The following is a 13612-nucleotide window of genomic DNA, read 5'->3' on the forward strand; positions in this document are numbered from 1 at the left end:
GAGGGGGGGGGGGGGGGGGGGGTGTGGTAGGGGCGGGGTGGGAAGAGGGCCGTGCGGCAAAGAGGGGGTCGTGGTGGAGGGTGTGGCGGGCATCGCTGAGGAGGAGGCGGCTGTCGCGCGCCGGTACCGGGGGTTCGCGCGGCACTACGCGGCTGGGTCCTCGCCCGTCTACGAGCGGATCGCGTTGGGGGTGGCCGCCGACCCTGAGATGGTGCGGTTGGTGATGAGGTTGCCGGCGGGGAACAAGCGTCAGCCGAACCTGCTGTTGGCGGCGGTGCGGTATCTGGGTGGGCCGGTGGAGGAGTGGCCGGAGTTTCGGGGCTGGGTGGTGCGGAACTGGGAGCGTGTGGAGCGGGTGGTGTTGGAGCGCTGCACCCAGACCAACGAGGTGCGGCGGTGTGCGACGTTGCTGCCGGTGTTGGCGTCGTTGCCGGGGCCGTTGGCGTTGGTGGAGGTGGGGGCGTCGGCGGGGCTGTGTCTGTATCCCGACCGGTACCGGTACTCCTTCGACGGGGGTGTGCCGGTGGGGCCCGGGGAGGGTGGGGTGGTGCTGGAGTGCGACACGTTCGGTGGGGTGCCGGTTCCGGATCGGGTGCCGGAGGTGGTGTGGCGGGCGGGGATTGACCTGAACCCGTTGGACGCGGGTGATGCGGGGGATGTGGCGTGGTTGGAGTCGTTGGTGTGGCCGGGGCCGGTGGAGGCCGAGCGGAGGGGGCGGTTGCGTGCGGCGGCTCGGGTGGTGGCGGCCGACCCGCCGCTGATGGTGGCGGGGGATCTGGTGGAGTGTGTGCCGCGGGTGGTGGCGATGGCTCCGGAGGGGGCCACGGTGGTGGTGTTCCACAGTGCGGTGTTGGCGTATGTGTCGCCTGCGGGGGTGGCGGCGTTCGAGGAGGTGGTGCGGGGTGTGCGGGGGCACTGGGTGTCGAACGAGGGGTGGCGGGTGTTCGCGGGGTGGGAGCGGGCGCGTCCTGATCGGGAGGCGCGGTTGACGTTGGCGTTGGACGGTCGGGTGGTGGCCTACACGGGTGAGCACGGCCAGTCGGTGACCTGGGTGGGGTGAGTGGCCGGTGGGCGGGGCCCCGTACCGGGCGGGTGCGGGGCCCTTGGCGTGTTCAGGCGGTGGGGTGGGCGTCGAGTTCGGCGATGAGGGCGTCGCGGCGCTGGGCGGGCAGGAAGGCGGCGGTGAAGGAGTTGCGGGCCAGTTGGCGCAGGGCGGCCTCGTCCAGGCCCAGGTGTTCGCGCAGGCCCTCGTAGTTGTCGTGGACGTAGCCGCCGAAGTAGGCGGGGTCGTCGGAGTTGACGGTGACCAGCAGGCCGGCGTCCATGAGGGCGGGCAGCGGGTGGTGGGCGAGTGTGTCCACGGTGCGTAGGCGCACGTTGGAGAAGGGGCACACGGTCAGCGGGGTCTGGGTGGCGGCCAGGTGGGCGATGAGGTCGGTGTCGTCCAGGCAGCGGATGCCGTGGTCGATGCGCTCGACCTTGAGCAGGTTGAGGGCCTGCCAGATGTAGGAGGCGGGGCCTTCCTCTCCGGCGTGGGCGACGCAGCGCAGGCCCATGTCGCGGGCGGCGTCGAAGACGTGGGTGAATTTCTCGGGCGGGTGGCCGACCTCGGCCGAGTCCAGGCCCACGGCGGTGATGCGGTGCAGGTGGGGGCGTGCCTGCTGGAGGGTGGCCAGGGCTTGGGTGGCGGGGCGGTCGCGTAGGAAGCACAGGATGAGGGCGGTGCTGATGCCGTGGCGCTGTTGGCTGGTGTCCAGGGCGGCGGCCAGGCCGTTGATGACGGTGTCGATGCTGACGCCGCGGCTGGTGTGGGCCTGGGGGTCGAAGAAGATCTCGGCGTGGCGGACGCCCTGGGCGGCGGCGCGGGTGAGGTAGGCCTCGGCCAGGTCGGTGAAGTCCTGTTCGGTGCGCAGGACCGCCATGAGTTCGTAGTACAGGTTCAGGAAGGACTGCAGGTCGGTGAAGGAGTAGGCGGCCCGCAGGGCGTCGATGGTGGGGTGGGGCAGGGTGATGTCGTTGCGTTGGGCCAGGGTGAACGCGAGTTCGGGCTCCAGGGTGCCTTCGATGTGGACGTGGAGTTCGGCTTTGGGCAGGGGTGTGGGCACGGGTCGGGTCTTTCGCGTGTTCTGGGGTTGGTGGTGTGGCCATTGTGGCTGATGGGTGGGGGTGGTCGGTGCGTGTTGGGGGGTGTGGGGGGTCACCGTGTCCGGAACCGGTGGTGCGGTGGGCAGGAGTCGGTGGGTGTGGGTGGGCTGACCCGCACGGGAGCGGGCGCCCACGGTTGGTGGGCGCCCGCTCGGTTGTGTGCTACTTGCGGCCGCGGCCGTCGTCCTTGCCGGGGGTCCAGTTCAGGGCGCTGGCCCGTTCCATGAACTCCTCGACGGTGATGTCGCCGCGGGCGAACCGGTCGGCGAGGGTGCGGCGGGCGTCCTCCTCGGGCGGGGCGGTGTGGTGGTTGGTCCAGGGCGGTGGGCCGCCGTGGCGGCGGCGCAGGACGGTGAAGGCCAGGGCGCCCAGGGCCAGGGCGATGAGCAGGCAGAACATGAGTGCTCCCAGGGGTGCGAAGGGCGGCGGGCCGTCTCCCCAGGGTGGGGAGCCCGCCAGGGTGGTGGCCGCGGTGGTGGCGTTGACGGTGTCCATGGGTCCACTGTGTGCGGGGGCGGGGGTCGCGGTCGTCGCCCGTGGGGCGGCTCGTGGTGTACGTGGGTGGGCGTAGGGGGTCTACGCGTGGTGGGGGACGTCGGGGTCGGGGGGCGGGTTCTAGGGTCGGTGGTGTGAGCGAGCTGCGGGTGTTGGTGTGGGACCTGGTGTTGGGTGTGGCCTTGGGCGCGGTGGCGTTGGTGGCCGTGCGTGGCCAGATGGCGGTGCGCCAGTCACCGCGGGCCTGGGAGGGGGGTCCGCCGTGGGCGGGTGGGTCGCCCGGGGGCGTGGACTGGGGTGTGGTGTCGCTGCCCTGGGGTGTGTGGGCGGGTGTGGCCGTGTTGGCGGTGGCGGTGGGTGTGCGCCGGGTGTGGCCGCGGGTGGCGTTGGCGGTTGCCGCGGTGGGGGCGGGGTTGTTCGCGGTTGCTGGGGGGCATGTGTGGGTGCCGGTGGTGGTGATGCCCGCTCTGGTGGTGTTCTCGGTGGCGATCCGGATGGCGCCGGTGCGGTTCGTGGTGTGGGCGGTGCCGTTGGTGGTGGGTGTGGGGTTGGTGTCGCGGGTGGGTGAGCCGTGGTGGGGGTGGGCTGATGGTGGTGCGGTGGCGGCTGTGGTGTTCGCGGTGGGGGCGATGGCCGTTCCGGCGGGGGCGGGGGTGTTCGTTGGGGCGCGCAGGGAGGCGCGGCGGCGGGAGAAGGCTGAGGAGGTGGAGCGGCACCGGTATGAGGAGCGGTTGCGGATCGCGCGGGAGGTGCACGATGTGGTGGGGCACAGCCTGTCGGTGATCAGTATGCAGGCGGGGGTGGCGTTGCACGTGGTGGATCGGCGGCCGGAGCAGGCGACGGTGGCGTTGGAGGCGATCCGGGACAGTAGCCGTGCGGCGTTGGAGGAGTTGCGGGGCACGTTGGCGGTGTTTCGTGGTGAGGGTGGGGCGGAGCGGGCTCCGTTGCCGGGGTTGGGGCGTGTGGAGCCTTTGGTGCAGGAGTGGCGTGCGGCGGGTCGTGAGGTGGAGTTGGTGTGGGAGGGGCGGGGGTGTGAGGTGCCTGCGGCGGTGGAGCATGCGGCGTTTCGGATCGTGCAGGAGGCGTTGACGAACGCGGTGCGTCACGCGGGTCGGGTGCCGGTGCGGGTGGAGGTGCGGTGTGGGGAGGGTGTGTTGGTGGTGGGTGTGCGTGATGGGGGTCGTGGGGTGGGTGGTGTGCGTGAGGGGTCGGGGATCGCGGGGATGCGTGAGCGGGCTCGGGCGGTGGGCGGGCTCCTGGAGGTGGGTTCGGTGGATGGTGGGGGGTTTGAGGTGGTGGCGGTGCTGCCGTTGGGGGGTGAGCGGTGACGGTGCGGGTGGTGGTGGCTGATGATCAGCCGCTGGTGCGGATGGGTTTGCGGGTGCTGTTGGAGGCTGAGGAGGATCTGGAGTTGGTGGGGGAGGCTGGTGATGGGGCTGAGGCGGTGCGGGTGGTGCGCAGGGAGCGGCCCGATGTGGTGTTGATGGATGTGCGGATGCCGGTGATGGACGGGTTGGAGGCGTTGCGGCGGATCAGTGCGCAGGAGGGGTTGGCTGGTACCCGGGTGGTGGTGTTGACGACGTTCGAGTTGGACGAGTACGTGTTCGAGGCGTTGCGGGCGGGTGCGTCGGGGTTCTTGATCAAGGACAGTGATCCGGGCCAGATGTTGGCGGCGGTGCGGGTGGCGGCCCGGGGTGAGGCGTTGTTGTCGCCGTCGGTGACGCGGCGGGTGGTGGCGGCGTTCACCTCGTCGGCGCCGGTGGGGGGTGAGGCGCCGCGGTTGGGGGTGTTGACCGGCCGGGAGCGTGAGGTGGTGGGGTTGGTCGGTGAGGGGTTGAGCAATGAGGAGATCGCGGAGCGGTTGGTGGTGTCTCCGGCGACGGCGCGCACGCATGTGAGCCGGTCGATGGTGAAGTTGGGGGCGCGGGACCGGGCGCAGTTGGTGGTGTTCGCGTTCCGGGCGGGTTTGGTGCGGTGAGGTGGTGTGCCCCGCCATCTGGGTGGTGGCGGGGCGGGCGGGTCAGCGGGCGAGGCGGTCGGTGGCGGCGCGGGCGGCTTGGAGCATGGTGGGTTCGCCCTGGGTGTGGCCGCGTCCGTGTCCGGCGCCGGAGAGGATGGTCAGTTCGGCGTCGGTCCAGCGTTGGGCCAGGCGGTGGGGGATGTCGGTGGGTCCGCTGATGTCGAGGCGGCCGTGGATCATGTGGCCGGGGATGCCGTGGAGGGTGGGGGCGTTCTGGAGCAGGTGGCCGTCGGGGAGGAAGGCGGCGTTGCTCCAGTAGTGGGTGACCAGGCGGGCGAAGGTCATGCGGAAGTGGGGGTCGTCGTAGCGGGGGTTGGGGCGGGCGTCGGGGACGGTGGAGATGTGTACGTCCTCCCATCGGCACCAGGCGCGGGCGGCGTCCTCGCGCACGCGCGGGTCGGGGTCGGCCAGGAGGCGGGCGTAGGCGGTGGCCAGGTCGTGGGGGTCGGCGTGGGGTCCGGCGGCGTGGCGGAAGCGGTCCCATTCCTCGGGGAAGACGCGGCCCATGTCGTGGGTGATCCAGTGGACTTCGGCTGCGGTGGTGGTGGTGACGCAGACCAGGACGATGCCGTGGACGCGGGTGGGGTGGGTTTGGGCGTAGGCCAGGGCGAGGGTGGTGCCCCAGGAGGCGCCCAGGAGGAGCCAGGTGTCGATGCCCAGGTGGGTGCGCAGGGTTTCGATGTCGGTGATGAGGTGGTGGGTGGTGTTGGTGGTCAGGTCGGTGGTGGGGTCGTGGGCGGGTGGGGTGCTGCGGCCGGTTCCGCGTTGGTCCAGGAGGATGACGCGGTGGCGGGTGGTGTCGAAGAAGTGGGTCCAGCCGGGGTGGCAGCCGGAGCCGGGTCCGCCGTGGAGGACGAGGGCGGGGGTGCCGTGGGGGTTGCCGTGGGCCTGCCAGTGGAGGTGGTGGCCCTGGCCGGCGTCGAGCATGCCCTCGGCGTGGGGTGTGGGTGTGGTCATGGTGACTCCTTGTGGTGGGGTGCGTGGAGTCTAGGGGATGGGGCGGGTGGTGTGGGGGGTGGGATGCTGGGGTTTTCGATGACTGTGTGGGGAGTGTGTGGTGGGTGAGTCTGTGGTGGCGGAGGACGAGTTCGTCGTGTTCTGGAGTGAGCGGCGGTTGTGCATGTTGGCCAGTTCGCGTCCGGACGGGAGTATTCACCAGGTGCCGGTGGGGGTGACGTTCGATCCGGTGCGGCGGGTGGCGCGGGTGATCTCCGACGGCGGGAGTTACAAGGCGCGGAATCTGGCGGCGCGTGTGGGGGTGCGGGTGGCGGTGAGCCAGGTGGAGGGGCGCCGGTGGTCGACGTTGGAGGGTGTGGCGCGGGTGTTGCGGGATCCGGGTGCGGTGGCTGAGGCGGAGCGCCGGTATGAGGAGCGGTATCGGCGGCCGCGGGAGAACCCGCATCGGGTGGTGATCGAGATCGCGGTGGATCGGGTGTTGGGGAATGTGCGTCCGGTGTGGGGGTGAGGTGTGGGGGGCCTGGCCCCCCTTTTTTTGTGGTCAGTGGGGTGGCAGGGGGATGCGTTCGAGGTCGGCGGCCAGCACGATGGGTCCGTCGAACTCCTGTGCGGCTTGGGCGACGAAGTGGGGTTCGTCGGTGGTGTCGTAGCGTTCGGACAGGTGGGTGAGGACGAGGGTGCGTACTTGGGCCTGGGCGGCGATGCGTCCGGCCTGGCGGGCGGTGAGGTGTTGGTAGGAGCGGGCGAGGTGGGCCTGGTTGTCGAGGAAGGTGGCCTCGATGACGAGCATGTCGGCGCCGCGGGCGAGTTCGACGGCGTTGGGGCATGCGCCGGTGTCCATGACGAAGGCGAACACCTGTCCGGGGCGGGGGGTGGCGCAGTCGGCGAGGGTGAGGGTGTGTCCGTCGTCGGTGGTCAGGGTGCCCTGGGTTTGGAGTTGGGTGATGCGGGGGCCGTGGATGCCGTGGGCGCGTAGGCGGTCGGGGAGCATGCGCCAGCCGTCGGGTTGGGCGATGCGGTAGCCGTGGCAGGGGATGGAGTGGTTCAGGGGCAGGGTGGTGATGTGGAGGTCTTTGTCTCCGGGGATGTGGGTGGTGTCGGGGGTGAGGGGTTGGCTGATGATGACGCTGGTGTCGTGGAAGGCGGAGGCGTGGCGGAGGCGGCGCCAGTACTGTTCGCCGTCGGCGGGGTAGGCGATGCGGACGGGGTGGGGGACGCGGTCGCGGGACAGGCGTTGGATGATGCCGGGCAGGCCGAGGCAGTGGTCGCCGTGGAAGTGGGTGATGAGTACGCGGGTGATGTCGGTGGCGGCGAGTTTGGCCAGGCGCATCTGGCGTTGGGTGCCTTCGCCGGGGTCGAGGAGGATGCCGTGGTTGTCCCAGCGTAGGAAGTAGCCGTTGTGGTTGCGGTTGCGGGTGGGGACGGCGCTGGAGGTGCCCAGGACCACGAGTTCGCGTGTGGACATGGTCGGATCATGTCAGTTGCGGGGTGGTGGGGCACGTGGTCTGTGGGGGTGTGTGGTTCAGGCGGGGTCGATGGGGGTCAGGACGCGGCGCAGGAGGTCGGCGAGTTGGGTGCGTTCGTCGGGGGTGAGGGGGGCCAGGACGGTGGCTTCGCGGTTGAGTTGGTCGGGGTAGAGGCGGTCGATGAGGTCGCGGCCCTGGGGGGTGAGTTGGACCTGGACTTCGCGGCGGTCGCGTTGGAGGGGGGTGCGGGTGATGAGTCCGGCGGTTTCCAGGCGGGTGAGGCGTTTGGTGGTGGCGGCGCCGGAGGAGAGGGTGGCGCGGGTGAGTTGGCGGGGGCGCAGGCCCTGGGGGGAGCGGCGTAGGGCGGACAGGACCTCGAATTCGGGGCGGGTGAGGTCGCTGTCGGCGAGGTGGTCCTCGGTGATGGTGTTCATCAGGGAGGCCAGGCGGCGGACGCGGCCGATGGTTTCCATGCTGGACAGGTCCAGGTCTGGGCGTTGGTGGGCCCAGGCGTCGCGGAAGCGGGCGACGGCGTCGCTCATGGTGTGTTGTTCCTGACGGCCGGTGGTCGGGGTGCCCCCGGGTGTGGGTGGCGGGTGACCACACTAATATAATTTACTTGTGAATTACTTTGGTTCTGCCCGGTGGGTCCGCCTGTTCGGTCTGGGAGGTGCCCTGCGGCCCCGACGCGTGATGGGCAATGTCGTGGTGACGGCGGTGCGCGCCGGAGTGTGCGTGGCCGTGCCCCTGGTGGTGCTGGTGGGGGTCGGCCGTGTCGACCTGGCCCCCTACGCCGCGCTGGGGTGCTTCACCGCCCTGTACGCGCGCGATGACACCTACGCCCGCCGTCGTCGGGTGCTGGCCCTGGTGGGGGTCACGTTGACGGTGTCGGTGCTGGTGGGGGCCCTGACCCGGGCCCTGGTGGGTCAGGCGTGGGTGTCGGTGCTGGTGGTGGCGGTGGTGGCCGCTGGGGTCAAGTTCGCCTCCGACGCCTGGGACCTGGGTCCGCCGGGCGGGCTGATGTTCGTGTTCGCGGCGGGGGTGAGCTCCTACACCGCGCAGAGCCTGGGCGCGATACCGGTGGAGGTCGCCACGACCGCGGTGTCGGCCGCCCTGTGCTGGGTGGTGGCGTCGGTGGGGGTGTGGGTGCACCCCAGCGCGCCGGAGCGGTTGGTGGTGGCGCGTGCCCTGGTGGCGGTGGCCCACCAGCTGCGGGATCCGTGTCTGGGGCGGCGGCGGGGGGCCGAGGCCGCGGTGCGTCAGGCGTGGGCGGTGGTGGTGGCCGCGCCGCGTTCGCGTGTGGCGGTGCCCGAGCTGGAGGTGTTGACGGCGCGCGCGGACGCGGCGTTGGCGGGGTCGGGGGACCGGGTGGTGGACGCGCGCACGGCCGCGGAGTTCACCGAGTTGGCGCGGCGGTGCCGTCGTGCCCGTGTGCCCGAGGTGTTGGCGGGTGAGGGGGAGCGGGCGGTGCTGGCCGCCCGCGTGGAGCGGGTGCGTGGGGCCCGGCCGGGTGCGGTCGGGTGGGGTGCGCGGCTGGGGCGGGCGTGGCGGTGGCCCTCGGCGGCGCCGGTGTCGGCGGCGCGGGTGATGGTGGCCGCTCTGGTGGCGGGTGCGCTGGCTCCGGTGTTGGGGGTGGAGCACTGGTACTGGGCGGTGGTGTCGGCGGCGTCGGTGTTGCAGGCCACGAACGTGTCCTCGACCTGGCATCGGACGGTGCAGCGTGCCGTGGGCACGATCGCGGGGATCCTGGTGGCGGCGGCGGTGTTCGCGGTGGAGCACACGGTGTGGAGCACGGTGGTGTTGATCGTGGCCTGTCAGATCGGCGCGGAGTTGGTGGTGATGACCAACTACGCGTACGCGATCGTGTTGGTGACGCCGTTGACGTTGGCGTTGTCGAGTCTGGTCCAGCCGGGGGCGACCACGGACGGGATGGTGTTGGAGCGGTTCTGGGCCACGGTGTTGGGGGCCGTGGTGGGGGCTGTGGTGTGTGTGGTGGTGCTCAATCTGCGGGGTCCGGCGCGGGTGGAGGCGGCGTTGGCGTTGTGTGAGCGTGAGTGCGCGCGGGTGGAGTCCGGTGGTGGTGTGGTGGCCCGGTACCGGTTGGCGGGGGCGTTGGTGGATCTGTGGCGGGTGCAGGAGGAGGCCGAGGGTGAGGTGGGGGCGCGCGGTGGTGAGGCCGGGCGGGTGTGGGGTGTGGAGTCGCGGGCGCGGGCGTTGGTGGATGGCGGTCGTGTGGTGGCGCCTGGTGCGTTGGCGGGGTCAGCGCAGGGTGTGGGGGTCGATGCCCAGTAGGTCGGCCAGGGCGTGTTCTCCGCGGGGGGTCACGTGGAGGGCGCGGCCGGTTCCCAGGGGTTGGCACCAGCCGGAGGTGAGGGCGTGGTGGCACAGGGCGGCGCCGGCGGCTCCGGCCAGGTGGGGGCGGCGTTGGGTCCAGTCCAGGCAGGAGCGGGCCAGGGGGCGTCGGCCGGTGCGGGGCAGGTCGATGCCGTGGTCGGTGAACCAGGCCAGTCCGGTGTCGGTGAGGGCGAATCCGGTGTCCTGTCGTAGGAGGCCCTGGTGGGTGAGGGCGTCGGTGATGGTCACGCCCAGGTGTCCGGCCAGGTGGTCGTAGCAGGTGCGTGCGCGGGCCAGGGCGTGGTTGGCGCGGTGGGCGCGCAGGGTGGGTGGTGGGGTGGTGGGTGTGGTGTGCGCGGCCAGGGTTTCGATGAGGTGGGCGGTGTGGGGGTCGGTGAGGCGGACGTAGCGGTGGCGGCCCTGGCGTTGCTGGGTGAGGAGGCCGCCCTCGACCAGGAGGGTGAGGTGTTCGCTGACGGTGGGTGCGGTGACGTGGGTGTGGTGGGCGAGTTCGGTGGCGGTCCAGGCGCGGTTGTCCAGCAGGGCCAGGCAGATGCGGGCGCGGGTGGGGTGGGCCAGGAGGCGGGCCAGTGCTGCCAGGTGGGTGCCGTGGTCGGTCATGGTTCCAGGATGGGGTGGGCGCGCTGGGGCGGGTGCCCGGGCGCGCCCGGTGTGGTGGGGTTCAGCGGTGGCCGACGAGGATGGTGGCGTCGGTGTGGGGGTCGGTGACGGTCTGGGGGGTGAGGCCGCCGCGGGTGAGGGCGGTGCTGGCCTGGGGGATCTGGTGGTCGTTGACCTCGATGAGGAGGTGGCCGGTGGGGGTGAGCCATTGGTGGGCGTGGGCGGCGACGCGGCGGGCGAGGTCGAGGCCGTCGGGGCCGCCGTCGAGGGCGTGGCGGGCCTCGTGGTCGCGGGCTTCGGGTGGCAGGAGGGGGATCTGGTCGGTGGGGACGTAGGGGACGTTGGCGACCAGGACGTCGACGTGTCCGCGTAGGTGGTGGGGTAGGGCGCTGAACAGGTCGCCGTGGTGGACGGTGTGGCCGGGGAGGTTGCGGCGGGCGCAGGCGACGCTGGCGGGGTCGATGTCGGCGGCGTGCAGGGTCAGGCCGGGGTGGGTGCGGGCCAGGTGGGCGCCCAGGGCGCCGGTGCCGCAGCACAGGTCGACGGCGGTGCCGCGGGGTGGTAGGAGGGTGGCGGCGTGGCGGGCCAGGTGTTCGGTGCGGGGGCGGGGGACGAACACGCCGGGGTCGACGGCGATGCGCAGGTCGCAAAAGCGTGCCCAGCCCAGGACGTGTTCGAGGGGGGTTCCGGCGCAGCGTTGGTCGGTCATGGCGGCGAGCCGGTCGGGGGTGTGGGCGGTGGTGGCCAGGAGGAGGGCTTCGTCCTCGGCGAAGACGCAGCCGGCCTGGCGCAGGCGGTGGGTGAGGGCGGACAGGGTGGGGGTGTGGGGCGAGTCCACGGGTGCCTTTCGGGTCGTGGGTCGCCCGTGGTCAGGGGTGGGTTGGTCCGGTCCCTGGTGAGGGCGCCCAGCGGTTGGTTGCGAGGATCGCTTCTCACCTCCCTTGGTGGTCGCGTTGGGCGTCTGCCACCGTACACGAATTTGTGTGTTTTGTCGGTTTTTTGTGTGGTGGGGGTTGCTGTTCGGGGTGGGGCGGGTGGGCGCTTTTCCCTCGGGTCGGCTCAGGGCGCCGCGCCCGGTCGGGGGTCGTGGCGTGGACCTGGAGCCGACCGCGGCGGGGTCGGCGGCGGCGCCCGCCCGGCAGCCCGCGGGGGTCAGCCGCCCGGCGCCGGGCGGCTTGGGGCCGTGCGGGCCCACGGCGCTGTGCACGGCCCCTGCCCCTGCCCGGCGCTCCCGGGCGTCAGCGCGCCGGGTGGTAGGGCGTGGCCTCCACCAGTGTCACCCCGACCACCGCGCCGCGCGGGGAGGTGAAGGTGCGCCGTTCGCCCCGTGCCGCCCCCAGCAGCGAGGAGCCCAGCGGGGACTGCGGCGAGTACACCGTCACCGGGTCCGCCACCGACGCGTCCCGGGCGCCGAGCAGGAACTCCTCGGTCTCCTGCTCGCCGTCGTAGCGGATCGTCAGCACCTTGCCGGGCGCGGCGACGCCGTCGTCGGGTGCGGTCTGCTCCACCACGGCCTCGCGCAGCAGCCGTTCGATCGTCTGTACCCGGGCCAGGCGTACGGCCGGGTCGTGAATGTAGCGGGGCGCGGGGATGATGTCTCCCGCGCCCCCGGTGCCGGATCCAGAATCCGCACCGGTGTCGTCCTCGGGGAGTGCGCTCAGCACCCGGAGCTCCTCCTCGAGCCGCTTGTACGCCTCCCTGGTCATCCAGGGGTCGGTGGTCTTGTGCATGGGTCGTTCCTTGTCTTCACGAACGCGCGCCACGGACCGGTTGTCCGTGGCGCGGATGGGAGCAGGCGAGGGCCGGGGGCGCTGTCCCTCGAACACGAGTGTCCCCACCGGGGGCGGGCGACCCGTTATCGTTGGGCGACAATCAGGGTGTTGGTTCTTGTCGTTTTTCGACAACAGGCGGTGGTGGGGAGGCGGGAGGATGATCAACCTCGACCGGCTCGTCAACGTTCTGGGCGGTTATGGCGCCCACCTGGTCGGCGAGGGCGGTCTGCGCCGTCGCCAGCTGCGCAGTGTGGCCATGCACGACCCCACCGACGACGCACCGCCCCTGGGCGACGTCTTCCTCGCGGTGGGTGTCGGCTCCGCCGGGGCCGCCCTGCGGTTGGCCGGGCAGGCGCGTGCCGTCGTCGTCATCGTGCGCTGCGCCGCGGGTCCCGGCGCGGATGTGCGCGAGGCGTTGTGCGAGCGCGGTATCGCCATGGTCGTGGTCGAGCCCGCCGTCTCCTGGAGCCAGATCTCCGGCATCGTCTACGGGCTGGTGCTGGAGGGGCGCGAGACCGAGTCGGGGCGCGGCCCCAGTGACCTGTTCGCGCTCGCCGACACCGTTGCCGCCGAGGTCGGTGCCCCTGTCACGATCGAGGACCGGGCCTGGCGGCTGATCGCCTACTCGGCCGGGCAGTCCGACACCGACCGGGTACGCCGCGACACCGTCATCGAGCGCCGTGCTCCGGCCGCGGTCCGTGCCCGGCTGGAGGCCGACGGGACGGTTGCCCGGTTGGCCGGTGCCGAGGGGCCCGTGCGTGTGCCGGCGCTGGCGGAGTTGGGGATGGGCGGGCGTACGGCCGTGCCGATCCGGGTGGGTCGTGAACTCCTGGGTTCGTTGTGGGCGATGGGTGACGCTCCCCTGGACGCCCGTCGTGCCCGGGCGCTGAGCGAGGGGGCGCGCACGGTGGGTCTGCACATGCTGCGCGCCCGGGTGAGCAGTGACCTGGAGCGTCAGGTGGAGTCGGAGTCGGTCATCGACCTGTTGGAGGGTTCGGGGGATCCGGTGCAGGCCGTCGGTCGGATCGGGTTGCCCGAGGAGGGGTTGCGGGTCATCGCCCTGCATGTGCGCGACCAGCCGGCCGATGCCGCTCTGCTGCATCTGTTCGAGCAGGTCACCACGGGGTTCGGTTGGTCGCGGCCGGGGCGCAGCACGCTGCTGGGGACCACCGTCTACACGGTGTTGCCCTGCGGTGGGCAGGTCGCTCCGGCGCTGGAGTGGGTGCGTGCCACGGTGCGTGGTCTGCCCGGGCACCCGGGTGTGGCGGCGGGGGTGGGTGGTGCGGCCGCGGTGGGGGATCTGCCCGACAGCCGCCGGGAGGCCGACGAGTGTTTGACCCTGGCGGGGGAGGGGGCCGCTCCGGTGGTCTATGACCAGGCTTGGGACGCCGTGCTGCTGCGTCGGCTGCGCCTGGTGGCCGAGGCGGGGCGGATGCCGGGCCGCAACCCGGTCGCGGTGCTCGTGCGCCATGACCGTGACCACGGCAGCGACTACACCCGCACGCTGCGGGCCTGGCTGTACGCCCACGGTGACCTGGGTGCGGCCGCCGGTCTGTTGGGGGTGCACCCCAACACGGTCCGTTACCGTCTGCGTCGCCTGGGCGGTGTCACCGACCTGCGGTTGGACGATCCGGACGCGCGGGCGGCGCTCACCGTGGCGCTGGCCGCCCTGCCCGAGTAGGACGGGTGGTCGGTGGGTGGTTTCGGGTCGGCTCAGGGGTCGGGTCGGTCCGGTTGGCCGGGGTGGCCGGGCCGCGTGGTGTGCGCTGGTTGCGCCTGGTTCTTGTGCGGGTGGTTGGACT

At 72.2% G+C, this 13612-nt stretch carries 14 protein-coding genes; 6 read left to right on the forward strand and 8 right to left on the reverse strand.

What is annotated here, in order from left to right:
• Window positions 1-73 precede the first annotated feature (73 nt).
• Window positions 74-1060, forward strand: coding sequence for a DUF2332 domain-containing protein (locus ACTVAJ_RS03690; protein WP_470386954.1), 987 nt, complete (start codon window positions 74-76; stop codon window positions 1058-1060).
• 52 nt (window positions 1061-1112) lie between these two features.
• Here the strand turns inward: ACTVAJ_RS03690 and ACTVAJ_RS03695 are convergent, their stop codons facing one another.
• On the reverse strand, window positions 1113-2105 hold the full coding sequence (locus ACTVAJ_RS03695) for an adenosine deaminase (protein WP_470386606.1): 993 nt from the start codon (window positions 2103-2105) through the stop codon (window positions 1113-1115).
• Between the two features lie 202 nt (window positions 2106-2307).
• On the reverse strand, window positions 2308-2640 hold the full coding sequence (locus ACTVAJ_RS03700; RefSeq protein WP_470386607.1) for an SHOCT domain-containing protein: 333 nt from the start codon (window positions 2638-2640) through the stop codon (window positions 2308-2310).
• 134 nt (window positions 2641-2774) lie between these two features.
• On the opposite strand from ACTVAJ_RS03700, the gene ACTVAJ_RS03705 reads away from it, so the two are divergent.
• Complete coding sequence (locus ACTVAJ_RS03705) at window positions 2775-3968, forward strand: sensor histidine kinase (protein WP_470386608.1); 1194 nt, start codon at window positions 2775-2777, stop codon at window positions 3966-3968.
• On the forward strand, window positions 3965-4618 hold the full coding sequence (locus ACTVAJ_RS03710) for a response regulator (RefSeq protein WP_470386609.1): 654 nt from the start codon (window positions 3965-3967) through the stop codon (window positions 4616-4618). Before ACTVAJ_RS03705 ends, ACTVAJ_RS03710 begins: the two co-directional genes overlap by 4 nt.
• Window positions 4619-4660: 42 nt before the next feature.
• Here ACTVAJ_RS03710 and pip read toward each other — a convergent pair whose 3' ends face one another.
• Window positions 4661-5617 (reverse strand): prolyl aminopeptidase, encoded by a 957-nt coding sequence (gene pip, locus ACTVAJ_RS03715; RefSeq protein WP_470386610.1) that lies wholly within the window; start codon window positions 5615-5617, stop codon window positions 4661-4663.
• 97 nt (window positions 5618-5714) lie between these two features.
• Between pip and ACTVAJ_RS03720 the strand changes: the two genes are divergently transcribed.
• The gene (locus tag ACTVAJ_RS03720) at window positions 5715-6125 is read left to right on the forward strand and encodes a TIGR03618 family F420-dependent PPOX class oxidoreductase (RefSeq protein ID WP_470386611.1); all 411 of its coding nucleotides are present in this window, start codon (window positions 5715-5717) and stop codon (window positions 6123-6125) included.
• A 33-nt stretch (window positions 6126-6158) separates the two neighbouring features.
• On the opposite strand, the gene ACTVAJ_RS03725 is transcribed toward ACTVAJ_RS03720, so the two are convergent.
• On the reverse strand, window positions 6159-7082 hold the full coding sequence (locus ACTVAJ_RS03725; RefSeq protein WP_470386612.1) for a ribonuclease Z: 924 nt from the start codon (window positions 7080-7082) through the stop codon (window positions 6159-6161).
• Window positions 7083-7139: 57 nt separating this feature from the next.
• Window positions 7140-7625, reverse strand: coding sequence for a MarR family winged helix-turn-helix transcriptional regulator (locus tag ACTVAJ_RS03730; RefSeq protein WP_470386613.1), 486 nt, complete (start codon window positions 7623-7625; stop codon window positions 7140-7142).
• 79 nt (window positions 7626-7704) lie between these two features.
• Between ACTVAJ_RS03730 and ACTVAJ_RS03735 the strand changes: the two genes are divergently transcribed.
• Window positions 7705-9375 (forward strand): FUSC family protein, encoded by a 1671-nt coding sequence (locus tag ACTVAJ_RS03735; protein ID WP_470386614.1) that lies wholly within the window; start codon window positions 7705-7707, stop codon window positions 9373-9375.
• Here the strand turns inward: ACTVAJ_RS03735 and ACTVAJ_RS03740 are convergent.
• The 3 genes from ACTVAJ_RS03740 to ACTVAJ_RS03750 form a co-directional block, all read right to left on the reverse strand.
• A complete protein-coding gene (locus ACTVAJ_RS03740; protein ID WP_470386615.1) occupies window positions 9343-10038 on the reverse strand; it encodes an ArsR/SmtB family transcription factor in 696 nt (231 codons plus the stop codon). The genes ACTVAJ_RS03735 and ACTVAJ_RS03740 overlap by 33 nt on opposite strands.
• Window positions 10039-10099: 61 nt before the next feature.
• Window positions 10100-10876 (reverse strand): putative protein N(5)-glutamine methyltransferase, encoded by a 777-nt coding sequence (locus tag ACTVAJ_RS03745; protein ID WP_470386616.1) that lies wholly within the window; start codon window positions 10874-10876, stop codon window positions 10100-10102.
• A gap of 400 nt (window positions 10877-11276) precedes the next feature.
• Window positions 11277-11768, reverse strand: coding sequence for a GreA/GreB family elongation factor (locus ACTVAJ_RS03750; protein ID WP_470386617.1), 492 nt, complete (start codon window positions 11766-11768; stop codon window positions 11277-11279).
• 199 nt (window positions 11769-11967) lie between these two features.
• Between ACTVAJ_RS03750 and ACTVAJ_RS03755 the strand changes: the two genes are divergently transcribed.
• Window positions 11968-13491, forward strand: a complete 1524-nt coding sequence (locus ACTVAJ_RS03755; protein ID WP_470386618.1) for a PucR family transcriptional regulator — start codon at window positions 11968-11970, stop codon at window positions 13489-13491.
• Window positions 13492-13612: the final 121 nt, after the last annotated feature.

The organism is Nocardiopsis sp. KDC1DS13DA1, assembly GCF_055632325.1.